Genomic DNA, 25,479 nt, shown 5'->3' with positions numbered 1-25,479 from the left:
ATTAGTCCAGCTCCTTAGTTAATAACTGCTCAGGCGCCTTGCCTTTAAACAAAGCATCAAGTTGCTCGATCAGCTGCCTAGGAGGCTTACGACTGACAACGCCTCGACTATCAGCATCAATGCCCCGCACAAACCAATACACAGCACCGCCAATATGCTGATCATAGTCATAATTAGGCAAGCGTAGTTTTAGTAAGCGATGCAAAGCCAGCAAATACAGCACATACTGCAAATCATAGCGGTGCTGTAAAATAGCCGACTGCATAGTGGCTTGGGTGTAGGCAGTGTCATCTTCCCCCAACCAATTAGACTTATAATCGGCAACGTAATACTGGCCTTGATGCTCAAATGTTAAGTCAATAAATCCTTTAAACATGCCATGCAAACGATCAGGCTCTAAAGGCAAACGAAGCTCACCAGCAAACTCATACTGCTGCACTAAGCGATCTAACGCCAAGACATTCACCCGCTGCGCTTCAAACCAAAATTCCATTTCTACTTGATACTGAGTTAAATCTTTTAAGCGCAAGCCTCCCTCAGCAGTAATGGGTAAATTACAACTGAGGGCTTTGCTTAACCAAGCAGTTAGCGTAGGCACCCAGTCTTGCCAATCAAAGGCAGCGCAGCGACGTTCAAGCAGTTGCACTAATTCGCCAGGGCGCTCCAACAAATAGCCAAAGCTGTGTTCGCCGGCAATTTCAAATAAATTATGTAAAAAAGTCCCAGGCGTTGGTCCTTTAGGAAACTGGTGAATGGTTTTATCTAAAGTTACGGCTAGCTGATCATCAAAGGAGGCTAAGGCTTCATGCTGATCGGCTAGCTCGGTGACTAAGCTGTCTTCGCTACCGGCTTGGGCGGATTTATCTTGGTAATTAAAGTGAGTGGCTTCAGGCTCGATAGGTTCTGGTAGGTTCACTAATTCAGTCAGCTGCGTGCCCAATTTAAGCGCACTGTAGGAGGCAATCCACCAATGCTCTTTTACTGCGCGCTGCGGCGTTAGCCATATCGGCTGCTGTTGCGCTGTTTCATCACCTGCATAAACTCTTGCTGTTGCAGTCGGAGCAGGCAGCACTTGCATCGCAGTAAACTGTTGCTGATGTTGAGTCAGTACTGTTTCCAGTGATTCAGCCTGCGCTAAAGGCGTTAATCCATTGAGTAAGTAGCCAATGCCAGAAGCGTGAAATACTGATTTTTTGTAATAAGAAACATCTGCCATACCCAACCAGCATGCATATTGTGCACGGGTTAATGCGACGTACAGTAAGCGTAGGTCTTCGGCTTGTCGATCTTGCTCTGCTAGCGCAAAGCTTTCTTCGTCATGATGGATGCAATACTGCCGCGCTTGGCCATCAAAATAGCTGTAAGGCTCACCTTTTTTTAGTTGGCGCGTTCGACAAATAAAGGGCAAAAACACTAACGGATATTCTAGCCCCTTAGATTTGTGGATAGTAACCACCTTTACCAGTTCGGCATCACTTTCTAAGCGCACTATATAATCATCTGCAGCACGCTGATCGCCATCAATCAAGCCTTCTAAAAAGCGCAGCAAAGCCCATTCACTGTCTAACTCGCTGCTGGCACGCTGTAGCACTTCTGCTAGGTGTAAAATATCGGTCAGTTTGCGCTCGCGCTGTGGGTCATTGGCTAGCTGTTCTGGCAATTGGTAGTCGTGGATAAACTGGCGAATGGCCGGCAAAACACCGATCTTTTGCCAAAGTTCGTAATAACGACGAAATTTTAGCACTTGCTGTTCCCACAGCACCTCGTCCTCAACAAAGGAGTGCAGCTGTGGCAATGACAAATTTAAGCTGCTGGCGGTCAACGCTGCTCGAATCAAACGATCATCTTGTGGATGCAAAAAGCCATTAAGCCAGTGCCATAAATCCTGGGCTGCACTGGTACTGAATACCGAATCGCGATCAGATAAGTAGACACTACGCACCTTGCGTTCAGCTAGCTCACGACGTACAGCTTCTGCCTCATTAAAACTGCGTACCAAAATTGCAATGTCACCTGGCTTTAGCCCGTGGAAAGCTTCATCCGTCACAAACCCCGCTTGCTGAGTTTGGCCCAACGTCAGTAAGCGAGTAATTTCAGTGGCGCAGCTAGCAGCCATTTCGGCAAGATAATGCTCGCTATTTACGGTTAAGCTTTCATTTAACCAGCAAGTTAAGGCTGGGGCAGCCTCACCATTAACTGTCCATTTTGCAGCACGACCTTTGGCTTGTACGGTGTGAAATGGCAAGGCATGCTGACTTTTATCAAATAAAAAGGCGCCCTTAGCTTCCCGCTGCTCAGCCTGTGCAAATAAATAATTAACTGCATCTACCATCGCCTGACTAGAGCGATAGTTAGTGTCTAAGGTGTGATGCCGACCTTCTGTGGCGTGGCGCGCTTGCAAATAGGTATAGATATCCGCGCCCCTAAAACTATAAATAGCTTGCTTAGGGTCACCAATCAGCAAAATGGCGGTTTCTGGCTGATTGCTTTCAATGGCATAGACTTGATTAAAAATTCGGTACTGAACTGGGTCGGTGTCCTGAAACTCATCAATCATCGCTACCGGAAATTGCTGGCGAATCGTCTCCGCTAAACGCTGCGCATTTTCGCCTTGTAATGCAGTGTCTAGGCGATTGAGCATGTCATCAAAGCCCATCAGGGAGCGCTGTTGCTTCTCCTGTTCAAACCGCTGGGCAATCCAAGTTGCGGCATGTTTAAGCAGTTGCTCTGGCAATTGGCTTGTTAGCCGGTCGAGCTGCTCGAGCGTAGCAGCATACCAATTTTCCACTAAAAAGCTGGGCGCTGGGCACTGTTCGGCAGCACCTTTCCAGGCTGCTTGAAAGCCCTCCCAAGCTAGATCGCGCTTGGCGGCGGCAGTGGTTTTAAAGCTTGCCTGCTGCGGATCAAGTGCCCAACTTTGTACAAAGCCTAACCATTCTAAGTGTTTTCTCGGTAAGTGTTTGGCCTGAACAGCAGCTTCTAAGGTTGGCCAGTATGCCTCTAAAGCCTGTTGCCACTGGGTTTTCAATTGTTGTAACTGCTGCTTAGCCTGTAACTCAGCCTGCTGCTTAACCGCTGTTAAAGCACTGGTTATAGGCTTTGCTTGCGTAGCAATACGCCCTAATAATGGGCGCACTTGTTTTAGTAAAATAGCAGGAGATTGCCACTGCGCAATCACTTGCTCTAGTAGATCACCCGTGAGCGGATAACAAAACTCACGCCAGTAATCTTCTGCTACTTGTTGCTCTAGCTCTGAAAAATCGGTTTCTAAGGTTTGCTTAAATAGGTAGCCGCTATCAAATGCATGTTCATGGAGCATACGCTGACACCAGGCATGAATGGTGGAAATGGCTGCCTGATCCATCCATTGCGCAGCTAGCTCCAGCTTATAGGCGCAACTACTCCATGCCTGTTCAGCAAAATCATCACGTAGTGCAATTAATAGCGGATCAACCGACACCAGTTCTGCTGAAGTAGCGGGTAAACGAAAAACCTTAGCAGCCTCAATTAAACGCTGGCGAATACGGTCTTTAAGCTCTGCAGTGGCTGCATCGGTAAAGGTTACCACCAAAATTTCTGGGGGTAATAAAGGACGAGCAAAAGCGGTTTGCTCGGTACCATGCCCAAGGACTAAACGTAAATACACGGCAGAAATAGTATAGGTTTTACCTGTTCCGGCACTGGCTTCAATTAACTGACTGCCCTGTAAAGGTAACTGTAAAGCTAAAGGTGTTTGGCTCATGTTAGTTGTCCTCCTGTTTCACGCCAGCTAAAGTCAGCGAACGATGCAGTGCGGCATACAGTACATGGGCCAATTGAAAAAAACGTTGATCAGCACTAAGCGCTGTAAAGTCAGGGTAAAAGCGAGCCAGCGCCGGGGACTGCTGTACTTCGCCGGTTACCTGGTAGTCATCGCCTTCATAGGTTTTTTTCGCCTGCTGTTGGGCTTGCTCAGTCGATGCCTCTAATGGCCCTTTAGCTAAGGCTTCCAGAAATACAAAAGCCGTTTTTTGCGCAATCGGCAACGGCTCTAATAGGTGCTGCTCCCAGATTTCTAACCACTCCTGCACTTGCTGCTGGGCTGGTAATTGCGGTTCAGGCTGAAAAATGACTTGCATCCCTTCACTTTGAATAATACTGGTCAAATTGATGCCGTTAGCGGCAGCTAAGACATGAGTGATATAGGCATTAAGTAAACGGTGAGCACGCCAATTATTACCTTTCTTTAGCACATTGGGCTCCAGATAAATGGCCGCCAACTCAGATGAATTAGCTGCTTTTTGACGCAAGCCCCCCAACCACCCGGTTAATTCAGTTGATCGATACTGATAGCTTAAGGGCTTAGGCTGCTGATTCAGATAGGGCCATTCTTTAATGAGCTGCTGATAACTCGTTAGCTGTTCGACTAATCCTGCCTGCATTTGCAAGATGCAGTGCTCAGCAAAGCCTGCCAACGGCAAAATCCCCTGGCCTTGTAAACGCTGCAGTTCAGCTTGCACATACTGCTCTGCTGAGTGCTCTGGCGCTAACCTAGCAGCTGCCTGATTAAGCACTTGGCGCTTAATTGAAAACACTTGTAACGCATCTAATGCAAAGGGCTCTGTGTCTTCTAATTCATTGGCATAACGGCGTAAGTTAACCTGTAACTGTTCGTGCAAAAAGCTCTCTACTGGGTTGCGCATAAAACGCTGAAATTGGGCCAATGAAACAGTTTGTGGCTCAAGTACAGCTGTCCGATAGGTCGGATATGAAGGACTTGGTAAGCGATCAGTATCAGACATAAAGTTCTGCGCCCACTCTTTAGCGTAAGTAAAGTACCCACTATCTGCTGCAAAATAACGAGAACTAAAGGGCTGTAGCGCATGCTCTGTGGTTAATGCGTTAACCAGTGGCTGCTGCGTAGTTGCTTGCCAGCCAGCATTTAGGTGTTCGCGCAACTGTCCAACCAACACCGACGGCGGCAGCTCAGTATTATCGCGCACACTACGCCCTACCCAGCTGATATATAACTGTTCTCTAGCTGATAATAAGGCCTCGAGCAATAAATACCGGTCATCTTCACGGCGCGAACGATCGCCTGGTCGATAATCATTAGCCATTAAGTCAAAATCCAACGGGGTCGGTGCCCGAGGATAATCCGCATCATTCATTCCCAGTAAACATACTGTTTTAAAGGGTATCGCACGCATTGGCATTAAGGTGCAGAAGTTAACGGCTCCGGCTAAAAAGCGCTGGCTCAAACGATCAGTTTCGACCTGGGTTAACCAAGCCTCGCGGGCCACCATTAAAGGCAATGGCTGATCAAATGCTGCGTCCTCACATAAACTCAACCACTGCTCTAAGCCTTGCTGTAAACGCTGCAGCAAGACGGCCTCGCGCTCATTGATGGCAGTGAAAAACCGGCTTAATAAGTTGGCGAACACGCTTGCCCATTGCGCTGCAGTCTGTTCTTGGTACATTTCGCCTAATAGCTGCTCAAGCGCTTGTAGCATCTCATACAATGGGCCTAATAACGCAGCTTCTAATCCTGCCACTTCAGCATAAGGCTCAATGCCTAACAAGCGCTCACTGTCACCGGCGGCATAGCCCATTAACATGCGACGCAGGCCAAATAACCAGCTATTTTGTGCATCAATTGCATTTAAACCCAGTTGTTGACGATGGGCTTGATTTAAGCCCCAGCGTACACCTGCGCCTTGCAGCCAGCGCTGCAATAAGGGTAATTGGGCTTGGCTAATCGAAAAATGCTCACGAATCGCCGGCACATCTAACCACTCCAGCACTTCATTGGCGGTGATTCTAAGCTCCGGCAGATGTAACAATCGCTCTACCGCAATCATCAGTGGATCATTGCCACGCTGGGTTTGATCACTCAGGGTGAAAGGAATAAAGCGTTCGTCCTGCAAGGCATACTGGCCAAATACCGCCTGAATTAAGGGCGCGTATTGATCAATATTGGGCACCATTACAATTACATCCCGCGGACGTAATGTGCTGTCTTGGTTAAAACACTTGAGTAAGTGGTCGTGCAGCACTTCTATTTCACGTAATGCACTGTGACAAATCGCAAACTGAATCGACTGATCTTGCTCTGGATTAATTGCCGGCCACTGTTGCTGGGTTTCGCTTAGTGAGCGCAGCTGTAAAATATCGTCCTGTAATTGCCCTAATAAGTGGCTGGTGGGCATAGGGTCGAATAAATCAATTCGTTGATTGATCGCCTTAAAGCGTTCTAGGTAGTGTTCCGGGTCATCATGCTGATCAAGCAAGTTAATGTAATCACGGCCTTGCTTGCCCCAAGCAGCTAATAAAGGCTGGGCATGTTGGTGCAAGGTTTCTAAATCAACTTCGCTAGGCATCCCCTGCTTAGTTGCATGGCGTTTGTATTGGTGGCTAAGCAAGTGCCGGTCTTCAACAATATCGCCCCAGTGATGCTGGCACGGGTTATGTACGCAGAGTAATACCTGGGTAAAGCGTGAAATAGCCGCTAAGGCCTCAACCGTTTGTGCGGGTAATGATGAAATACCAAAAATAATCACCCGCCGCGGCAGACCTTGTGGGGCTTGGCTTAACTGCTCCATGCGCTGCATAAAGTGTTGGTGTACGCCTACCCTACTACTATTAATCGCCTCTTGCCCTACATCCTCAAGCATCACTCGCCATAAGTCTGCTTGCCAGTCTACGGTTTGCTGCTGCACGGCGGTAAGCTTTTTTAGTTGATTGGCATTAACTCGCAGTTGCGCCTGTTGTTGTTCCCAATCTTCTAACCAGTCTGCACGGTAGACTTGGTATTGATCGTACAAATCCGCTAAACGCTCGGCTAGCTGATAGCGTTTACGCATACTTTCATCATCGGCTAAAAAACGTTTTAACGGTGCGTACAGCGGGTTATCTAACACCGTGGGTAATAAACGCATAAGGCGCCAAGTTAAGGGCGCTTTATCTAGCGCCGACTGCTTTGCAATAGTCTCAGTGCCTAAGACATTGCGGTAAATTTTCCATAAAAAACGTCCCGGCAAGGCAATTTCTGTCGCTGCTGCAATTTGCATGTGTTCATCACTTGCTAGCGCTAACTTTAACCACTGCGCAATACCATTGCTTTGCACTAGAAAGATCTCATTTTCTAAGGGCAGCAAAGGATGCGTTTTCAGCCAGTGCACCACTAACGCACGCAAATCTTCCAATTGATTACTATGGATCACCATAAACCCTGGCTTTACCACTGACTGACTAATCACCTCACCTCCAAAAAACCAATACTCTAAACAACATTCTTGGAACTATTATTTAGCACTATCACTCTACTTAACCGTAGTTAATAAAACATCATACACGGACAATGAGGTTACCTAATCATGGCTAAACGTAAAATTGCACAAGATAAAAACGATCTCCTAGCGGATTTTCAAGCACTCGTGAGTGATACCGAGCAATTACTGGAGCACTCAGGCGAGTTAGCTGGAGAAAAAGCTGATGAAATGCGTCAGCAAATTTCTGACAGTTTACAACGTGCTCGCGAAGCTTTAGTCAACACTGAACAAGCAGTGGTTGCCAAAGGTAAAGAAGCGCTTGATCAAGGTGAAACCTATGTGCAAGATCATCCCTTCAAATCCATGGCTGTCTGTGCCGGAGTTGGCTTCTTACTTGGCATGTTGATTGGTAAACGTTAATTATGTCTAACGAGCATACTTTATCTCAATCCGGCAAGCGCTTCGGCGCTGCCGCTTTAGGCTTATTGCATGATCATGTCGAATTATTCAGCATTGAGCTGCAAGAGCAAAAAGAGCGTAGTTCACAGTTACTGTTGCTGATCGGCTTTGCCCTAATTTCGGGTTTATTGCTAATTGTTGGCTTGAGTACTTGGGTGGTGATTGCATTTTGGGATACTCACCGTTACTGGGCGATTGGTGGAGTATGCTTGTTATATTTTGTAATCTTCGCGGCTAGCTTATTAAGATTAAGAAGCACCCTAAAGTCAGAGCACACTCCTTTTGAGAGCTCTTTAGCCGAGCTAAAACGAGCAAGGGAGCAATTGTTACCATGAATCGTGACTTGTTAGCGGGTGGCCAACTCCCCCCAGATCGTAAAACCTTAATTCGCATGCGGATGGAGCTTAGGCGCCAACAAATGCGTAAAGAAGTACTGCGAGTGGCCGAACCTGTAGTTAAGCTGCAAGCTGGCTATGAAAAACTAAGTAATAGCTACCTGCCATTAATTGGCCTTATCGGCACGGCCTTCACTAGCCTAATGTTTAAACGGCAAACACCCACTGCAGCCCCAGTTAAGCAGCCAGTAGCTTCTAGTAATAAATGGTTTACTGCGGTGAAAGCACTGGTGCCGATTGCTGGCGCCGTGTATGGCTTATATAAGTCCCGTGATCTTACCCAGCGCAAAAACAGCAAAGCTAAAAAAGATCCCTTTCATTTGTATTAGCTACAGGTTGCTTTTCTATAAATTACCTGTATGATACGCGCTGTTCTTTACAGAGCATTTGCGGTGAAGTGTCCGAGTGGCTGAAGGAGCTCGCCTGGAAAGCGGGTATACGGGAGACCGTATCGAGAGTTCGAATCTCTCCTTCACCGCCAGTTTTATAAGATAAACCCTTGATTATTCAAGGGTTTTTTTATGCCTGCGGTTTAAGTGTCGATAATATGTCGATATTGATACACGGATTAAAGCGAATCGCGTCCTGTAAATGATCCGGTGCCAGGTGTGCATAACGCATCGTCATAGCCAAACTGGTATGCCCTAAAATCTTCTGTAGCGTCAAAATATTCCCGCCATTCTGTATAAAGTGACTCGCAAAACTATGCCTTAAAACATGCGATGCTTGTCCCGCAGGAAGCACTAACTTAGACCGCTCCAAAACACGGTTAAACGAAGAAAGCGAGGGTGTAAAGTCACCATACTTTGCCCAGTGCTTTAGTAAAAACTCTGACAGCTCGCTAGATATAGGCACTGATCGCACACGCCCCGACTTAGTTTTAGCGAAAGTTACCAACCCTTTGCGTACCGAGTTAGATCTTAACCCCTCAGCTTCAGACCAGCGTGCCCCCGTATTCAGGCAAACTAAACTTATTGCGTAAACATGTGGGTTCAGCGTTTTATTAATCGCTGCATCAAGCAAGATCTTGATTTGTGCTGTGGTCAAGAAAGTTAATGCTGGCTCTTGTAGCTTTAATGGCTTGACTAGACGTAACGGATTGCTATAGCCGATCTGCTCTAAAGCATACAACTCATTATAAACCGAACGTAAGAAACCAAGCTCTGTATTGAGCGTTTTAGCCTTAATGCCTTGCTCTAAGCGATGATTTCGATACTTAATGAAAGCCCCTGCTGATAATCGTTGAGCAACTGGATTACCTAAAGCTTTAGCAAGTAGATTTAAACGAGAAAAGGTCTTCTTAGCATCGCGCAAATTAATGCCATGCAGGTCATACCAAAGCTGAATAAGCTCTAGCAGATCCCGCCTATCACGCTGATTAGTCTGGTCACTGACCAACTGCTGATAATTAGCACGACAATGAGCCTCAAACCTTAATGCTTCAGCCTTAGTTTTCACTGTTTTACGGAAGCGTTTACCTTTAACGGGCTCAATATCAACGAACCAACGCCCATCATCTAGCTTTTTAATTGCCACTAGACTGCCACGCCCCAGCGGATTGTTCGCTCTGTTAGCTTATCCCGTAGCCATTTGTAAATATCGCGCTCAGTCATGCCTTTGTTTTCAAAGTGTTCTTGAATTACCGGCCAGCACTCCCATTCTTGTAACCGGTCAAAAGCCTTTTTTGCGCCTACTTTCTCCCTGGCTAAAAGTGATACGAAGTTTCCCATAAACAGTTCAACGTTTTTCCCACTAAAGCCGCTAGCAGTCTTGTAGTAGCGCTTGTATTCCGTATCGTCTAGCAATGACTCCACCCCTGTTTGTACTTGGGCATCTTGTGCGAACAGTGTCCAAGCTGGATCGTAAACGCCCTTTTGTTCCAGTAATTTAAATGAGTTAAACCCGTAGCGCCAAAGCCCTTCTAAATGCGGTGCAAACTCAGCAAATGAACGGGTATAGATGCACTCGCCTGTTTCAGTATTGACCGAACCTTCTGCAAACTGCTGAATAACTGAATGGTGATAACGCAGCTCAATACGCCAAACCGTTTCGTCTGGGTTAAACATCGGGGTATCAAAGTCGCTATAGGCTCGCGACCAGAGCGACCGCCAAAAGTCGAGCTTATCGGTTGACCTGGCTTGCAGTGTTTTATTGTAGATAGCTAACTGAACACCACCCGCAGAGCCAAACATATAGGTTTCACCTTTACCATAAATACTTGCTGTTGCTGCATGCTCTAAGCTTTCAATGCCTGATATATCGCGCACACGCTTAGAACGACATTCCATACGAGCTACTGTATCTGCAGGTGGCTGCCAACCTTGTACATCTAGCGCAATATGCACAGCGCATTGGTTATATTCCTGATCCTCAAGCACTAACTCAGCCAAGTCGTCTAGCATAACTTGCAGATTTTTAGGCGTGTGATTCTCAATCGTATGAGGTGACACTTCGATTTTTAAGTGTGGCCCATGATCGGTTTCTTTGACGTTAAAGTTCTTAATCAGCAGAATTACGCCCATATCAGCGTTTTGTAATCGAAATTGATAGCCTGAATCCCGCCCAATGCGCCCTGCGTGAAAATCATGCCCACCTAGCTTCACCATGCCACTTTGTTCAAATAGCTCTAAAACGCCTTGTCTAATCTTGCCGCGGTACAACTGGCGAACCGTATCAACGGCACAACGCAACAAACGAACGCCTGATAAGTCGCTTAAACCTAGATTTTTTGGATTAATAAAAATACGACCTGTTTTGTCTTCGACACCTTGGTCGTTTAATCGATACTGATGAATTGCTTTAGACACTTAAACCACCTTAATGAGCTTTAGTGAGACTTTGATTGTTCTGTTTAATGACGTGTTACAGGGACGTCAGCCAACTCAGAGCGCGCCTGTTTCTATCTGCGAGCGCTCGCTAAAAACAGGCGCGCTCTGCTGTTGGCTGGTTCGTACTGGTGAAGCCTCAAAAACGGTCGTGACTGCGCCCGAGCCGCTCCAAGGCGTAACGCGCTCACCGTCGACATCACAAAAGACATCAATACCGCTCTCGTAAAACTCACAGTGCGAAATAGGCACGTAACGAACGCGACCCGATGAAACCAACGCAACACGTTCTAAACCATCACCTTTGACATAACCACCGACCCGCCACAACGTAGAAAGCGGTGGCGTGCTAGACATGGGCAATATCTCTTTGAAAACAGCTTGAGTTGATTTTAAGACGGGTTTTCTATCTTGCTCATCGCGTAAAAGCTCAGCAACAGGAGAAAGCTTTGGCTTTTGTGGCTCTGGCTCAGGTACAGAGAAAAACTTAATCAATCCAGAAACACCGATAAACGCACCTATAATCACAATGCCCAATAAAGCCCATAATCCCCAACTTTTTAAGATGCTTGCTCGGTTATCGGCCGTTGTCTCATCGCCTACATTGCCTGTTTCTGATTGTGTAGCCGATGAATAGTAAACAAATACCTCTTTCTTAAATCGTCCGCTAGCTTGCCGAAGCAACGAAGTTTTAGGCGACTTATTACCCGTTATTGCACCCGAATATATGCTGACGACATAGAACTTTTTGCTTTTCTTAGCTATGCGATAAGTAGTCTCAACGAGTACACGCACCCAGCTGGCAATCTGCGATAAATCTTGAGTTACTAGCACAATGCGCATTGAGCGATTTTCTTTGTCTACTTTGTGCCTGTGCTCAGCGAGCAATGACTTATCACCGATACTAGCCTGATTCGTTAGCATTCCAGCAGGCCAGCGCCTCCAAAGCTCATCCAGCACCAAAACACAGCCGTTTACTGCGTATTCCGTTAAGTCCTCAAGCTCAAACCAATCATCGGGCAGTTGCTGAATAGTGCCGCCAAAATCCATTAGCAAAGCATCAACATTTAAGGGGATATTGGTTACTACATGCCGCCCCTGTTTCAAACTGGGAATGATCACATGCTCAACTACCCCGTAACTTTTGCCGTGACCTGGCAACCCGACATAAGCATCAATTGCCATAGTTAATCACCCAAAAAATGGTAAACGTCTAACAATAAAACGTAATAAATACGCACCGAGAACCATAGTCACGCCTGTTCCAATATGCAGCGGCTGAGCAAAGTAAACCACCTCGGGAGGTATGCCAGAAAAAGCACTAGCAGCTTGATTAAAAAAATCAGGCACTGGGATTGAATTAAAGAACTCAATAAAGCCATCAACTAACTTTGAAAAAGTCCACTCGGGCAGATTTTTTAAGAAATCAATAAAGGCATCATAAGCATCGCCCAGCCATTCAAATAGATTTTTAAAGGCTTCCCAGATAACTTTAAAAAAGTTGATTATTGTTTGAATAAATCCTGATATAGCTTCCATTTTATTCACCTACGCACTCAAGAAAACACGAACGGAAACCAGAGCCCAAAATGCTAAAAAGACTGCGGATAAAACAGGGGAAATCTTTTCCCACAGTTCGCAATGCTCAACAAAATTTAAAGGGATAGTGCCCAAAGGGGTCTCGATTGCAGTGTTGCCCACTGGGCAGCTACCGCCAGAGGAAAAGCTAATTTTGCCAATTGATTGAGCAATCGGGCTTTTTTTCATGGCATCAGTTGCGCGATTTAGCGATTCGCTAAAGCTTGGTACTTCTCCATCAAAAGGGTCTCCGCGCTCATCACCAAAAGAGCAATTTTCGCAACCATCAACGGATTCGCCTTGACCTGCACCCTCTCCAGCTCCTTCACCCGAACCAGAACTACCTCCGCCAGAGCTTCCGCCACCGCCACCACTGGAACCGCCTTCACCCTCACCGCCTGAGCCTGAACCACCACCTCCGCCAGATCCTCCGCCACCGGAACCGCCTTCACCCTCACCCCCACCAGTTTCACCGCCCCCGCTGGAACCACCTTCACCTTCACCGCCACCAGTTTCCCCCCCTCCAGTTTCACCCCCGCCTAATTCTCCACCGTTCACATCTTCACCACCCGCACAGTAAAACTTGCCATTAAGTTGACCAGGCTTTTTACCTTCGGGGCATGAATTATTAGCGGGTTGCTTTTGGTATTCAGATGAGCAAGTTTTGCTAGTTAAATCAGCAACAGATGAGCAGTAAATAGCTGGGGAAGAGGAAGTAATGCCGTAACAGCTGGTGTATTCAGAAGAGTAACTAGGCTCATAGACATAGCCGTTTTTGCAAATTTCACGCGGTACTTCTTGCTTAGTACCCGCCTCGCAGTCATCACCGCCCGAATAGTTGTAGCAAAAGAGGAACTCGAAAGATTCTATTTCGGGGACGTCTGGCTCAGGGGCAACGCATTCGCCAGTATTTTTATTATATATAGTTCCATCCCGACAACTTTCACCAAACCTCTGAAAATAATAATTAAGCCCTGATTTATATATATTTGTATCGCTATAAACTGTTTGATAACCAAAATTATAAAGGGATTCAGTCTTAAAATGACCTCCGTACATCGTAGTGTGAGATTTTGCAGGTGCTATAAACTGTTGAGGTGCTCTATTAAATGAAGATATAGCTTCCGATAAAGATTCCCACCTCTCTGATTTTTTATGACCGGAAGCATTAATAAATGACCAATAATATTCCTCAGCAAACACACAACTGCTCACAGTAAGCAAAATAGAAATTATAAAAACCCGCTTAAAATCAAACATCTTTAAAACCTCGAAAATGCTGCATACGAACAAGCCGCGCCGATACAAAAAAAGGCAAAGTGCCAAAGATGTTCCATTTCATTCACCACTGATTTTTTTGAAAAAAAAGGGCAGCTATTAGCCGCCCTGTGTTGTTGGCCAACAACGGTTAATTAGCTGCGTAAGAAACCAAGGATAATGCGCGCGCCCTTGATTCCTGCGTATACCGCAGCCAGCAAACCTGCAACAGCAAGAACGCCAATGCCAATGCCTGAAAAATCAATGCCGGAAGTTAGGGAAGCGTAGTCCCAGCCATCGGCAGCTTGAGCAGAACCTGCAACTAGCATCAGTGCAGACGAACCCGCAACAGCAAAAGCTGTGCCCACTTTGCGTAAACCTTTCATATAAAGCTCCTTTGCGCTTATGCGCGTTTGATGAAGTCTAAAACCGCCTTGGCTCCGAGTGAGCCAATTAAAACGGTAGCGACTAACGAAAAACCGACACCAAAAAAAGCACCTAAAGTCATAGGGTCTAGCTGTTGGATGTCGAAATGTTCGGGCATTGGTACAAGCTCCCAAGTGCCCGCACAAAACGGCACGCCCTCGACCGAAACAGTCAAATCACCGTTGCATGTAAGGGCGTTAATCATTTCAAACCTCTTTAAAGGCAAGGATTGTTTGCACAATCGCTGCAAGTTAATTGATGCAATGATTCTTGGTGAAATTTCGCACCACAATCAGAACACTCTGAAAGCTCTTGGTAGAGTTGCTCATAGCAAAAATCACAGATGTAATCTACAAATGAATGCTCAAGCTCAAAAGACTCGCCACAATTCATACATCTACGAAATTGAGCCATTTATTTATTCCTTACTTATCTTTAGCTTGTGCTGGCTGCTGTGCACCTGGACGAGCGATGCGCTGAATATCTTCAATAATGTTTCGCACCGAGTTTTGTGCACCACGCACCATCTTGATACTGATTTTCACGGTCTCACCAAACTGGATACCTTGCTCTTGTACCGAGCGAAAAATTTGTTCTGCGTTTTCTTCTGCTAGGTTCATGCTAGTAACGGATGAAATGGCTTCACTGGTGCCATTAGGTGCCGAAGCTACGAACGCTTTGGCATAAATGTTGTTATCTACTTTGGTCAGTTGAACGCTCAATAATTGGGCTTCCATTAACATTTGCATTTTCATTACTCCTATAGCGCTTAACGCTAATTTTTCGGTTGTTTAGTCAAATGACTGGATTTAACGTCTGCTACTGCATTCATTGAGTTGCATCCTGCGCGGAAACGACTGCCAGTCGAGTTGAACGCTGGACATACCTATCACCCTAGATCGCCTTCCACTCCGCAGTGGAACAAGATGCAACTCAATACATGCTGCAAAGCCATTGTGGCTTTACGGGCTCTACTCGCTACGCTCACCAAGCCAAAAAGATGAAACGCTTTTTTGTCTTGGCCCTGCCGGGTAACGATCCCTAAGCCTCTTGCCATCCCGGCGCTAAGATCAAAACCAAGGGCGCTGCCCTTGTTATCCCGCTCTTGCCGCCGAGGGCTCGGGGCGTGTGAGGTGAAGCGCTTCACACACCCCGTGCCAAGGCTTGCTTTATGTGTTAGGTACAAGTGCTTTCGCGGCATAAAACCCGAACGATGAAGCATGTTCGGATTTATTCCACGGTCACTTGACCTGTTAAAACTCGCAATACAGTTCACTCGGTTAAGAGCATTAAAAGCGCTCCCTTCCTCTTCCAGCTCGGGGCAAGGGGTGAAACGCACTTGCCCTTGGCCGTTCGTGGTCGCGCATGAATCTGCGGCTGCCATTAATTCGCGGCAAGCGTAAAGTGAACCCTTCGGGCGCTTGCCGCTCATTTCTGGCCGCCGCTGGTCGATTCCGCGACCGACGAACACGGCGACGGGCAAGGGTTTTGAGATTCAACGGGAGCAAGATTAGGAAAACCCGCTTCAATCCACTGCTGAATCACTAAACCACCCAAGTCCCATGGGTTTAAACCACGGCGATAAGCTTCTTTTTGAAGTTCTAAGTGAACCAAAGTATTCGAGTGCACATAAAAACGCTTTTGTTCTGGCTGAATATCTTTTTTACGGGACGGAATCACGCTAAACCTCCGACTGGTCGAGTATGTGAAAGAAATTTTGTTGGGGTTGGGAACCAGCCAAGCGATAACGGGCGTTGCTGTCTTTCAGTTGCGGCTTTAGAGACTTGACCCAACACACGGCACACTGGCAATTGGGCTGATGCGGCCGGCTTAAGTACTTGTTTATTTTTCGCATTGTGCTCCTGGACGGTTTCTAGCTCTTCTGATTCAAGATCAAGCAAAATTTCATGTTCTACAAAGCTTGCTCTTAAGATCGCGAGCTTAGACTTGATATAGATAACCTTGTGAGAATCGGCACCTAGCAGAAGCTCGTAGCGATTCAACCAGCGCTGGGCTTGCTCATATGAACGATGAAAGAGCAACTCATTTTCAAATGATCGCTTTACCTGAAACTCACAAATGCCGAGACACTCAAAAAGGCGATCAAGAATGAAATCTTCATCAAAAGTCATCATGGCTTAAACCTCACCTTCTTCTTCAAGCAGCGACTGGACAAACTGCGCTACGTTAATCATTCGGTAACGGCCGATTTTGGTCGTTGGTAAGTAACCGCGTTGAATCCAATTACGCACCGTTTCGGCATCCATACGAATCCAGTCCGCAAACTCACGCCACGGCATAACCGGTGGTGCTACTAACAAAGTCTTGTGGTCTAGTTCTAAATCCATACGGTTTGCCCTATCATTGCTCTATGAAGCTCTATAAAAGCTTTAACTTGTACTGTGTACACATACTATGTACAAAATAATAAATTGTACATAGTACAACCTATGGTATTTATTAATGAGCGAAACAATTAACGATAGATTTTTACTATTGATAGAGCGGTGTAATATTGTTGAGCTCTCAAAAGCTGGTACTACTGACTATGCTCGATGGATGAATATCAAAAGAGGCAGAGCCAGAGTTGGTGCAGAAGAAATCGAGATTTTAGGTAATTTTTTCCCGCAATACCGCTACTGGCTAATTAGTGGGGAAGTAATGCCAGAGGCAGGACAGACTAGCCCTGCTTATGACGAAGCAAATGAAAAATTGGACGAACCAAATCTGGCATAAACGTCACAAAACGCGTGGCCGAACGGTGGTTTAAATAAGGAGTTTATTGTGTGGATTGATGAACGAGACCGTATTGGTGGAAAACGTTACAGGAAAAAGCGTAACCCTTGGTCTTATGTGATTGGCACAGTTTTATCAATAGTTTTGCTTAGCTATGCCGTACAAATATTTCTTCAAATTAAAGTTGAAAATTTAAATCTCTTCAAAACTCAGCCAGCTCCTTCATTGGCTCCAGCAGCACAGGATGAGCTACTTAAAGATCATGCAGAAAGCCAGTATAACTACATTGAACCCAGCATAAGCCCCCCAAAACCAACAGAAAGACAGACCGTTTTTAACGATAGTAACTATCAGCCAAAAGGTGCAATCAACACAATAGCCCCACCACCTGCGCGCTATTACGAACAAGGCCAAGCACAAACAGATGCTAGAGTGCGTGAAATAAATCGATCCTTTAATGGAGCACCAAAACACACGCCTCAATCGGTAGTAACTAAGTCTGCTCAATGGCAATGGACGAGCGTTGTCTCTGGAACAGGTGGTAGAGGCAAAACAATCCGTGGCATTTTTTCATACCAGGTGAGAAACGGTCGAATTAATACCACATCAGTTTGTAGTAATGAGGACTATGGCAGCCTGCGTTATCGTGACTGCAGGAAAGGAGCTAAAGCTTACTTTGTAAGTCGCTGCAACGCTGGCGATAAAGAAGCCTGCACAGCAAGAAACATGATGCCGTAACTGTCGATAAAGTGTCGAAAACGTATTGACACAACGAGCACTAAAGAGCGATCATGCCGCCGCAACTCAAGGGCTAGAGCAATGATGAACGGCATAGAGACGTAACTAATAGAGTTCGAATCTCTCCTTCACCGCCATATTTTGTACTAAACCCTTGATTAATAAAGGGTTTTTTTATGCCTGGAAAGTGAGTAGACACCCTAGTAGACACCCCAGACATAGTTAGCTGATTTTAAACTCAAACGATGGCATCAGGACAAGCAGAAAAAATCCTGCTCGTAAGAATACTGATCCCGAACCTTTGAAGTGTTTCCGTCCTCCTCCCTCAGCATACGCTTATTCTTTACACCTGAGTAATGTGCATTCACAGGTAGCTATTTTTAAGTTACAGGCTTCTCCTAGCTGAATTTTACAGAAAAAATATTTTTATTTATAAAAGTATTTTCATAAAGTCAGGCCTTATCAGTCCAAGCAAACCCAGCTTTATTCATACTATCGGTCTTAGCAGCAAAGGTATGCCAGGTTTGTACCGTATTGAACTCCAAGTAACCAAAGGGACCGGTAAACTGGCTACGTCTGGTCTATGGAATTCAAGTAGTGCTCGTGAGCAAGTAAAAATCGCTTTTGACTATTTTAAAGCAAATGCTAACCGCATCAGTGCATCAGCAAAGGTACTCGAGCATGACTTTCACCTACATGTAGTCGATCTGCAAAGTACCGGATTACTTAACGATATGTCACTAGGCTGTTTAGTCGCTTTTGCCTCCGGCCTACTTGGCCGTCCAACTCAAAATCAGATGGTTATTCTGGGGGATATGAGTCTTGGCGGTAATATCTCTCCTGTGGAAAGTATCGCCGAATGTCTACAGGTAGCTTTTGATGCTGGAGGAAAACGTGTCGCACTCCCGATGGCTAGTGCGATAGATATTCCTAATATCCCGGCTGAGCTGTTTACCAAGTTCCAGACGAGCTTCTACGCAGATCCAGTAGATGCTGTGATGAAGGCATTGGGAGTGGATTAATCTTACACTCATGAATCCTCTAAAACATAACTAAGAGGCTCAGCTAAATGGTGCCTGATTGTTTAGCCTTCAACAAATAAGGTAAAGCATAATTTAATATAGATACTTAATAGTTACGTAATCAATTAGAACTACTTATACTCAAAATAACAGATACTAAAAACCAATACCTAAGACAATAAAAGTCTTAATGCGTCTTTCGTTAAACATTAAAAACCAACTCTAAAAACCATTGAATTATTAGAAGGATCAGGCATCATATATAAAAATCCCACACTTAAAAAAGAAAGCAAAATATGAAATTCATAAATTTTTACCTAATAATTATAATCACCTTCTTTTGCTCTATCATCCTGTTTCTTTTCATTGATATAGATAAAAAAGATAAAAAAGATAAAAAAGACACAGAGTGATGGACTCATTGTAAATACCCCGTAAAATAATACAGATTACTCGTAGAATTTCTTTTAAGCTAAACGAAAGGAGTTTAACGATGAGCAAACGAAAGACTGAAAGCCAAATTGTGGCGATTTTGAAAGAAGCTGAAGTTGGTATGCCGATCAAAGACCTCTGCCGTAAGTATGGCATCGGCAATTCAACGTTTTATAAGTGGCGCGAAAAATATGGCGGTATGGAAGCATCCGATGTGCGCCGTTTAAAAGAGCTTGAAGAAGAAAACCGTCGGCTCAAACAAATGTATGCGGATTTGAGCCTAAAATCGCAGATGCAAGAAGATATTATAAAAAAGCTTTAGCACCTGTGGCAGAACGAAAAGTTTGGGCACGTGAGCTACAGGTGCAGTATAACGCGAGCGTTGTAACGTGCTGTAATGCGGTTGGCATCAGCCGTACCGCTTATTATTACGAACCTAAGTTAACCGATGACACTGCAATCATTGATGCACTCAATGCGTTGATTGAAAAACATCATCGCTGGGGTTTTCCAAAGTGCTTCAAACGTCTTCGCAAGCTAGGCCACAGCTGGAATCACAAGCGAGTATATCGTGTTTATACTGAGTTAAAACTGAACCTGCGGCGCAAAGGCAAGCGACGCGTGCCTAACCGCAACCCTGAGCCTCTGGCTGCGCCTAGTGCGCTGGGTAAGTGCTGGTCAATGGACTTTATGAGCGACAGCTTACACAACAAAGTCCGGTTTCGGACATTCAATATTATTGATGATTTTAACCGTGAAATACTCGGCATTGATATCGCGACCAGTATGCCATCGTTGCGTGTAATACGTTATCTGGACCAGCTGGCTGAATGGCACGGTTACCCTGAGAAAATTCGCGTTGATAACGGCAGTGAATTTACCTCAGAAGTCTTCACCAGCTGGGCAAAAGTGCATGGCATTATGATTGATTACATCAAACCTGGTTGCCCTTACCAAAACGCATACATTGAGCGATTTAACCGAACGTATCGTGATGATGTACTGGATTTATATATTTTCAACAACCTGAATGAGGTAAAGCAAATAACCGAAAACTGGATTGAGTTATATAACACTGAACGACCACACGACTCACTGAATGACATGACGCCGTTAGAGTGCCGAAATGCGGCATAAATTCTCTACGAGATGGCTGTGTTATAAATGGGGTATTTACATCATAGACACACAGGCCACACCCTGTGGCCATATCAGAAGTTATCTTGCTCAACGACTGTATATTCGAGTACTAATTTGACGTGACCACTTCTAGTAGCAGTCAAACACATTGACCTGCTACTAGAGCTCCACGAAACCCTGTCTAACCGCGAAGCGGCTTAGGCGTGGTAGCTCATTTCTAGACTTCATGCCTAGTAGATACCTTTGCGCTGATAACAGCAGTTAATCTAACAGCCTTATTGAGCAAGTTTTGCTACACTCTCTTTCTTTTAACTTCAGCTAAATACCATGCTTTCAAGAAGATTCTCCATCGCTCCGATGATGGACTTAACCGACCGTCATTTTCGCTATATCGCCCGCTTAATGAGTGAGCATGCCCTGCTCTACACTGAAATGATTACTACTGGCGCACTGCTACATGGGCAAACGGAGCGTTTTTTGCGTTACCACCAGGCTGAGCACCCTATTGCTTTACAATTGGGTGGCAGTAATCCCCATGACTTAGCCAAGTGCGCGAAATTAGCCGAACAGGCTGGCTATGATGAGGTGAATCTTAATGTGGGCTGCCCCAGTGATCGGGTGCAAAATAATATGATTGGTGCCTGTTTAATGGCGCACCCTGAATTGGTAGCCGACTGTTTTAAGGCGATGCAGGACGCGGTGTCGATTCCGATCACGATCAAACATCGTATCGGTATTAATGGCCGCGAACGCTATGAGGATCTGCATGATTTTGTGGCAACAATCCACCAAGCCGGCTGCCAAAGTTTTACTGTGCATGCGCGCATAGCCATTCTTGAGGGGTTATCGCCTAAAGCGAACCGTGAAGTACCGCCACTCCAGTATGAGACCGCTGCTCGTCTGCTAGAAGATTTCCCGCAGACTGAATTTATTCTCAATGGTGGAATTAAAACCTTTGACCAATGCCAACAGCATTTACAGCGGTTTGCTGGCGTCATGCTAGGCCGTGAAGCTTACTACAACAGCTGGATGCTCGCGCAAGTTGATCAGCAGTTATTTGCCGCTACTGCCCCTAAAGTACAGACTCGGACTGAGCTATTAGAAAAGTTATTGCCTTATTTTGTAGCACACCTTGAGCAAGGTGAAGCGCCGCAGCATGTGACTCGCCATGTACTGGGAATTGCTCAAGGCTTTCCTGGCGCTAGACGCTTTAGGCAATTACTGTCGTCAGATATTTATCGCAGCGAAACACCAATCAAGGTATATGAGCAAGCGATTTTGGCGCTTAATGGGAACTAACAACTATAGCTTTACGCTAAGAAAGATGGCCCAATCTTATCTTTCTTAGCGTACAAAACTCTAAATAATTTTAGTTACCGCTTCAGCGGCGCGCTTCACATCTAAGAAAATTAAACCCAACTTTGCGTTAGCCTTGGTTACTACAGTTAAAACAGCCTCTTCCCCTGCATGGGTCATCAAAATATAACCTTTAGCGCCACGAATTAACACTTGCTCTAACTCTCCACGAGCCAGCTCTTTAGCAGTGCGATCCCCCAGTGATAACATAGCGGCACTCATCGCACCGATTCGATCCTCATCCATGCCAGCCGGTAACAAAGCTGTCATCACTAGTCCATCTGTTGAAATTACAGCAGAAGCTTCAATGTCTGCTGAAGAGCCATTGAGCTCGCTTAAAATTGAGGTTAATACTTCAGCCCGCATATGTTTACTCCAAAAATTTATTAATAACTAAGGTTTTACTCAACGACTCAGAAAACTTATTTCTCTGTTCCGTAACGGTTAATCAATAGCCAAACCAGCTCTACCAGAGAGTTTTTGTTTAGCTGAGGAGTACCGCTGAGTACTAATATAAAGTACTGTTGTCCTACATGCATTGGCCAAAAACCAATATCAGAATGACCAGCTGCATTAATCACACCGATAGCACACGATTGGTAGTTCAAATTGCCAGTTAACAACCCTACATATCGCTCTTGCAACTTACTCAGTTCAGCTGCCAAGCCAGCAAGCTCTTCCGAACTCTCGTGATGAAAGCCATAAGATGATAAATAAAATCCATTTTCATCTGCTAGCAATGCTTTCTCACTGCCACTTAATCTTTGCAGCAAGCTAGGAAGAGCATCCTCTAAAGACAGCTGGATTACGTCTATAGGCTCATTAATAGCCTGAACCAGGCCTGATGACTGCAAGCGCTCTAGTAATATAAGTGTATCCTCAAGCGCCATTCCTGATAACTCACATAGAGTTTCTTCTGTTAGTTCTGGGCTTTGATTACAACTCATAAGAGTGATTAAAAAATTTCGGGCTGCATCTTTTTGCTTATTAGTGACAGCATAATAAGCTCCGGCGGGAGTGGGATAAATATAAGAGCCTTTCGTTAGCTGATAGTTAAGCATTACGCGTACTCACATTTAAACTATGCAACAAAGCCTCTAACATAACCGAAACATCTTGCTTACTGCGCGCATCCACCTCAAATACAGGTGCCCTTACATTTAGTTCTAAAAGCTTATTATTATAATCATCAAGCTCTAAGACCCGGCTCTGATCCATTCGTGTAACCCCTACCACAAGCTGAGTAGCATCGATAAACTCACGAAAAGACTTCACGTAAAACTCTAAATCCTGTAGTGGTTGTTGCCGAGTATTATCAATTAGCAACATCAACCCAAAGCCACCTTCAGTGAGAATTTCCCACATAAAATCAAAACGTTCTTGACCTGGTGTGCCATATAAATGAATGTGCGTTCCATCCTCAAGACGTAGCGTTCCATAATCCATAGCAACTGTAGTAGTTTCTTTTCTTTCCCTAGTCATATCAGTTGCCTTGCTATCGGTGCTAATAACTTCAGAGTCACTTAACGCAGCTATCGCTGTAGTTTTCCCTGCACCAACAGGGCCGGTAAAAATTAATTTGTATTGTTGGGCCATGTAGTTCTGTCCTATTTCTTAACTAAGCTTATTAAACAAGGCTCTGAAAATTCGTTTAGGCAGCGAGACTTTTTGCTTTGATGAAGATAATTGATTCTTTGGCTCAATCTCATCTATAAACTCAATTAAGTCCAGTGCATAACAAGCACTAAAAACAGAGTAAACAGCACGATAAGGAACCGCTAAAATTGCCGCAGTTTCATTAATTGACACTTTTTGATTGAACCATAGGGCTGCTATCTCCATGGCATGCGGAGAAAGATCTTTACGGGTGAAGTTAGGCCAGCGCTTTAACTGAATAATACTTTCACCAGAAATATTTAGCGGTAAACGCCCCTTAGAACTCCACATACTGAGACTCCAGAGAAGCTCACTACTTGCCCTTCGCGTTAACCTACTCAAGCGCTGCTCTAAAAAGGAATGTTGCTCAACAGCTTTAGCTATAAATAATGATTGTTCCTCAGTATTAATAAAGCTCACTTTATGCAGCAAGGTATCCTTGGTTTCACTGTATACACGTGTGCCCAGGTCTGTTATGACCATGTTTACCCCACCCCCATTAATCAAAACAGGCTGCCCCTGACTCTTAGCAAGCTGTTGGGCCTGCATAAACACACCCTGTAAATAATTAGCTGGTTGGTAATATAGCTCATCAGACTTACTTGAATCTAAATAATCTTCATCATCACGCATACCATAAAACCATTGCAGGCTTCGCTTTTCCTCATAGGCATCGGAGCTATGTTTAACCTGGTTTTTGCGGTAACTTTGACTATAACCCTGCAGTGATTGCGAAATAAATAAACGCTGCTCAGAGAGATCTGCTTTGGGCTGAGTATTCTCGGCTGTTTCTTCTGGGTCTAGGCCTGCTGTAGCATTATCTTGCTTGGCCAGCTGACTTAGTTGATATTCAGCCACTAATCTATCTATAGTTTCTGTGAGCAACTCTAAATTTAAAGGCTTTTTAAACCAAAGAGCATTTTCTAGCTGCAACTCTTGCATGGAAACTACAATAGTAGGTATTTCACCCGCTCCAGTTTTATGTTTTTCCCAGAGTTGCTCTGCATTAACACAGTCAAAATCAATAATGTTAAGCGTACCTACGCCCTCCACTAAGGTGTACTTGGCCATTTTCCGCCTAGACAAATACAACCCCAAGATACTTTGTGCTCGCTCACTAAAACCTAGCAAGGCAATAGTTGTTTTTTTCATAAAAGTCGTATTCTCAGCAAAAATACAGATATTGCTTGCTTGTTACTCGATATCAACTTGCAACTCCTGTAATAAAGCTTCTTGCTCTGCTTTCATTCCTAAACTCACATAAATTGCTAGCAAATCTACACTGACTTTATCGTCCTGTGGATTTTCAGCATGCGCCTTCTGTAATAATGCTAACGCCTCTTCGAGTTGCCCATACTCCATGCAAGATAACGCCTGCTCATGCAAAGTAAGCATAACAGTGGTAGAAGGTGAAGACTGAGTCTCAAAGCGCTCTAGTAGCTGGCTGCTACCGATCAATCCTTTATTTAATAAGCTATAACCTTCGCCTACTAACAATGAAGGTAAAATAGTCTGAGCAGTAATTTGGCCAGCTTGATTACTCTGTAAAAACTGGAACTGCTCAGCGGTAAGCAAAGGTTCACTTAGTTGAAGTAACTGTTGTTTCAGCTTTTTTCCAGCCGCACCAGTGACGATAAACAAATCAATTAGCGCAGCGGATAGCTGCTGCACGGCTTTTGTTTCTAGCAATAAAAAAATTTTTTGAGTGTGCCAACGTAAGTTTTTAGGATTTTTAATCAGTGCTTGATTCAAGTACTGTAAAGTTCTCTCATGCCTTGCTTCCAGCCAAGGTAATAGCCGCAACCTCGACTCACTGGCTAAATCAAAGTGTAAGTCTACACTTAAAGCACTATTAGCCTGCTCATTTTTCACCTTAACTATCGGAATATCCATAACATTAACAACACTTCACATAGAATAATGACACACTGCATAATCAAACAGCAGAATTTGTCCCCTAACTCCCCTGCAATCCCATCTATCAAATTGACAAGGGTCATTTTGATTCAGCACACTGGCAAGAACTTAAGAAACCTATATCAAACACAGCTTAAGAGTGTACTCGCTCACTCTCTCTTTTTCTCACCAAATCACATAAACGCTTTAATTATATGCCTTTTTTATCTTTTAAAACAGCATGGCCATTTACAGCTTTACAGTTTAGCTGTGTTTTGACCTGTACAGTCTTTAAAGACTTTGCCCCAGATCA

Annotated in this window: 26 protein-coding genes and 1 tRNA gene; 9 read left to right on the top strand and 18 right to left on the bottom strand. The window is 44.8% G+C overall.

Annotated features, from left to right (window positions below; genetic code table 11):
* Position 1: 1 nt before the first annotated feature.
* Together recB and recC are read right to left on the bottom strand one after the other, a co-directional pair.
* Positions 2-3,742, bottom strand: coding sequence for an exodeoxyribonuclease V subunit beta (recB, locus tag AC2T15_RS05370; protein WP_486778931.1), 3,741 nt, complete (start codon positions 3,740-3,742; stop codon positions 2-4).
* Between the two features lies 1 nt (position 3,743).
* Positions 3,744-7,205 (bottom strand): exodeoxyribonuclease V subunit gamma, encoded by a 3,462-nt coding sequence (gene recC / locus AC2T15_RS05365; protein WP_486779021.1) that lies wholly within the window; start codon positions 7,203-7,205, stop codon positions 3,744-3,746.
* 150 nt (positions 7,206-7,355) lie between these two features.
* On the opposite strand from recC, the gene AC2T15_RS05360 reads away from it, so the two are divergent.
* From AC2T15_RS05360 to AC2T15_RS05345, 4 genes are all read left to right on the top strand, one after another.
* Positions 7,356-7,670, top strand: coding sequence for an ElaB/YgaM/YqjD family protein (locus AC2T15_RS05360; RefSeq protein WP_053099504.1), 315 nt, complete (start codon positions 7,356-7,358; stop codon positions 7,668-7,670).
* A gap of 2 nt (positions 7,671-7,672) precedes the next feature.
* On the top strand, positions 7,673-8,044 hold the full coding sequence (locus AC2T15_RS05355; protein ID WP_053099503.1) for a phage holin family protein: 372 nt from the start codon (positions 7,673-7,675) through the stop codon (positions 8,042-8,044).
* Positions 8,041-8,433 (top strand): hypothetical protein, encoded by a 393-nt coding sequence (locus AC2T15_RS05350; protein ID WP_053099502.1) that lies wholly within the window; start codon positions 8,041-8,043, stop codon positions 8,431-8,433. Before AC2T15_RS05355 ends, AC2T15_RS05350 begins: the two co-directional genes overlap by 4 nt.
* Before the next feature lie 62 nt (positions 8,434-8,495).
* Positions 8,496-8,585 (top strand) — tRNA-Ser (locus AC2T15_RS05345).
* A gap of 38 nt (positions 8,586-8,623) precedes the next feature.
* On the opposite strand, the gene AC2T15_RS05340 is transcribed toward AC2T15_RS05345, so the two are convergent.
* From AC2T15_RS05340 to AC2T15_RS05290, 11 genes are all read right to left on the bottom strand, one after another.
* On the bottom strand, positions 8,624-9,640 hold the full coding sequence (locus AC2T15_RS05340) for a phage integrase (protein WP_486778930.1): 1,017 nt from the start codon (positions 9,638-9,640) through the stop codon (positions 8,624-8,626).
* A complete protein-coding gene (locus AC2T15_RS05335; RefSeq protein ID WP_486778929.1) occupies positions 9,640-10,911 on the bottom strand; it encodes a hypothetical protein in 1,272 nt (423 codons plus the stop codon). The genes AC2T15_RS05340 and AC2T15_RS05335 overlap by 1 nt, the downstream gene beginning before the upstream one ends.
* 75 nt (positions 10,912-10,986) lie before the next feature.
* Positions 10,987-12,114 carry a zonular occludens toxin domain-containing protein gene (locus AC2T15_RS05330; RefSeq protein WP_486778928.1) on the bottom strand — a complete coding sequence of 376 codons (1,128 nt, stop codon included), beginning with the start codon at positions 12,112-12,114 and terminating at the stop codon, positions 10,987-10,989.
* 6 nt (positions 12,115-12,120) lie between these two features.
* Positions 12,121-12,468 (bottom strand): DUF2523 family protein, encoded by a 348-nt coding sequence (locus tag AC2T15_RS05325; protein WP_486778927.1) that lies wholly within the window; start codon positions 12,466-12,468, stop codon positions 12,121-12,123.
* 9 nt (positions 12,469-12,477) lie between these two features.
* Positions 12,478-13,767 (bottom strand): hypothetical protein, encoded by a 1,290-nt coding sequence (locus AC2T15_RS05320; RefSeq protein WP_486778926.1) that lies wholly within the window; start codon positions 13,765-13,767, stop codon positions 12,478-12,480.
* Between the two features lie 152 nt (positions 13,768-13,919).
* A complete protein-coding gene (locus AC2T15_RS05315) occupies positions 13,920-14,150 on the bottom strand; it encodes a hypothetical protein (RefSeq protein ID WP_486778925.1) in 231 nt (76 codons plus the stop codon).
* 17 nt (positions 14,151-14,167) lie between these two features.
* Positions 14,168-14,395, bottom strand: a complete 228-nt coding sequence (locus AC2T15_RS05310; protein WP_286640103.1) for a hypothetical protein — start codon at positions 14,393-14,395, stop codon at positions 14,168-14,170.
* 220 nt (positions 14,396-14,615) lie between these two features.
* Positions 14,616-14,939: a hypothetical protein gene (locus AC2T15_RS05305; RefSeq protein WP_286593666.1), complete on the bottom strand. Its 324-nt coding sequence runs from the start codon at positions 14,937-14,939 to the stop codon at positions 14,616-14,618.
* Positions 14,940-15,618: 679 nt separating this feature from the next.
* Entirely contained in the window at positions 15,619-15,870 is a 252-nt protein-coding gene (locus AC2T15_RS05300) for a hypothetical protein (RefSeq protein ID WP_286593667.1), read from the bottom strand.
* Entirely contained in the window at positions 15,867-16,325 is a 459-nt protein-coding gene (locus tag AC2T15_RS05295) for a hypothetical protein (protein WP_486778924.1), read from the bottom strand. Before AC2T15_RS05295 ends, AC2T15_RS05300 begins: the two co-directional genes overlap by 4 nt.
* 3 nt (positions 16,326-16,328) lie before the next feature.
* Positions 16,329-16,538 (bottom strand): DNA-binding protein, encoded by a 210-nt coding sequence (locus AC2T15_RS05290; protein ID WP_486778923.1) that lies wholly within the window; start codon positions 16,536-16,538, stop codon positions 16,329-16,331.
* Positions 16,539-16,653: 115 nt separating this feature from the next.
* On the opposite strand from AC2T15_RS05290, the gene AC2T15_RS05285 reads away from it, so the two are divergent.
* From AC2T15_RS05285 to dusA, 5 genes are all read left to right on the top strand, one after another.
* Positions 16,654-16,926 carry a DNA-binding protein gene (locus tag AC2T15_RS05285; protein ID WP_486778922.1) on the top strand — a complete coding sequence of 91 codons (273 nt, stop codon included), beginning with the start codon at positions 16,654-16,656 and terminating at the stop codon, positions 16,924-16,926.
* Between the two features lie 48 nt (positions 16,927-16,974).
* Positions 16,975-17,664: a hypothetical protein gene (locus AC2T15_RS05280; RefSeq protein WP_486778921.1), complete on the top strand. Its 690-nt coding sequence runs from the start codon at positions 16,975-16,977 to the stop codon at positions 17,662-17,664.
* Between the two features lie 515 nt (positions 17,665-18,179).
* Positions 18,180-18,686, top strand: a complete 507-nt coding sequence (locus AC2T15_RS05275) for a S16 family serine protease (protein ID WP_486778920.1) — start codon at positions 18,180-18,182, stop codon at positions 18,684-18,686.
* Positions 18,687-19,179: 493 nt separating this feature from the next.
* Positions 19,180-20,255, top strand: a protein-coding gene (locus tag AC2T15_RS05270) for an IS3 family transposase (RefSeq protein WP_486778919.1) whose coding sequence is annotated in 2 segments (ribosomal slippage) — positions 19,180-19,429 and positions 19,429-20,255 — 1,077 coding nt in all. Because the reading frame shifts where the segments join, the coding sequence is not laid out codon by codon here.
* Between the two features lie 330 nt (positions 20,256-20,585).
* On the top strand, positions 20,586-21,557 hold the full coding sequence (dusA, locus tag AC2T15_RS05265) for a tRNA dihydrouridine(20/20a) synthase DusA (protein WP_486778918.1): 972 nt from the start codon (positions 20,586-20,588) through the stop codon (positions 21,555-21,557).
* A 60-nt stretch (positions 21,558-21,617) separates the two neighbouring features.
* Here dusA and AC2T15_RS05260 read toward each other — a convergent pair whose 3' ends face one another.
* The 5 genes from AC2T15_RS05260 to AC2T15_RS05240 are packed head-to-tail and all read right to left on the bottom strand — an operon-like array spanning position 21,618 to position 25,163.
* Entirely contained in the window at positions 21,618-21,980 is a 363-nt protein-coding gene (locus tag AC2T15_RS05260) for a roadblock/LC7 domain-containing protein (RefSeq protein ID WP_486778917.1), read from the bottom strand.
* Positions 21,981-22,036: 56 nt separating this feature from the next.
* Positions 22,037-22,675 carry a hypothetical protein gene (locus AC2T15_RS05255; protein WP_486778916.1) on the bottom strand — a complete coding sequence of 213 codons (639 nt, stop codon included), beginning with the start codon at positions 22,673-22,675 and terminating at the stop codon, positions 22,037-22,039.
* Complete coding sequence (locus AC2T15_RS05250; RefSeq protein ID WP_286593676.1) at positions 22,668-23,210, bottom strand: GTP-binding protein; 543 nt, start codon at positions 23,208-23,210, stop codon at positions 22,668-22,670. The genes AC2T15_RS05255 and AC2T15_RS05250 overlap by 8 nt, the downstream gene beginning before the upstream one ends.
* 18 nt (positions 23,211-23,228) lie before the next feature.
* Positions 23,229-24,422, bottom strand: a complete 1,194-nt coding sequence (locus AC2T15_RS05245) for a hypothetical protein (protein ID WP_486778915.1) — start codon at positions 24,420-24,422, stop codon at positions 23,229-23,231.
* 42 nt (positions 24,423-24,464) lie between these two features.
* The gene (locus AC2T15_RS05240) at positions 24,465-25,163 is read right to left on the bottom strand and encodes a tetratricopeptide repeat protein (RefSeq protein ID WP_486778914.1); all 699 of its coding nucleotides are present in this window, start codon (positions 25,161-25,163) and stop codon (positions 24,465-24,467) included.
* Between the last annotated feature and the right edge of the window lie 316 nt (positions 25,164-25,479).

It is taken from the genome of Thiopseudomonas sp. SA1F2-1K, from assembly GCF_057443035.1.
The sequence above is the reverse complement of the archived record's forward strand: the minus strand, read 5'-3'. Positions and strand labels throughout refer to the sequence as shown.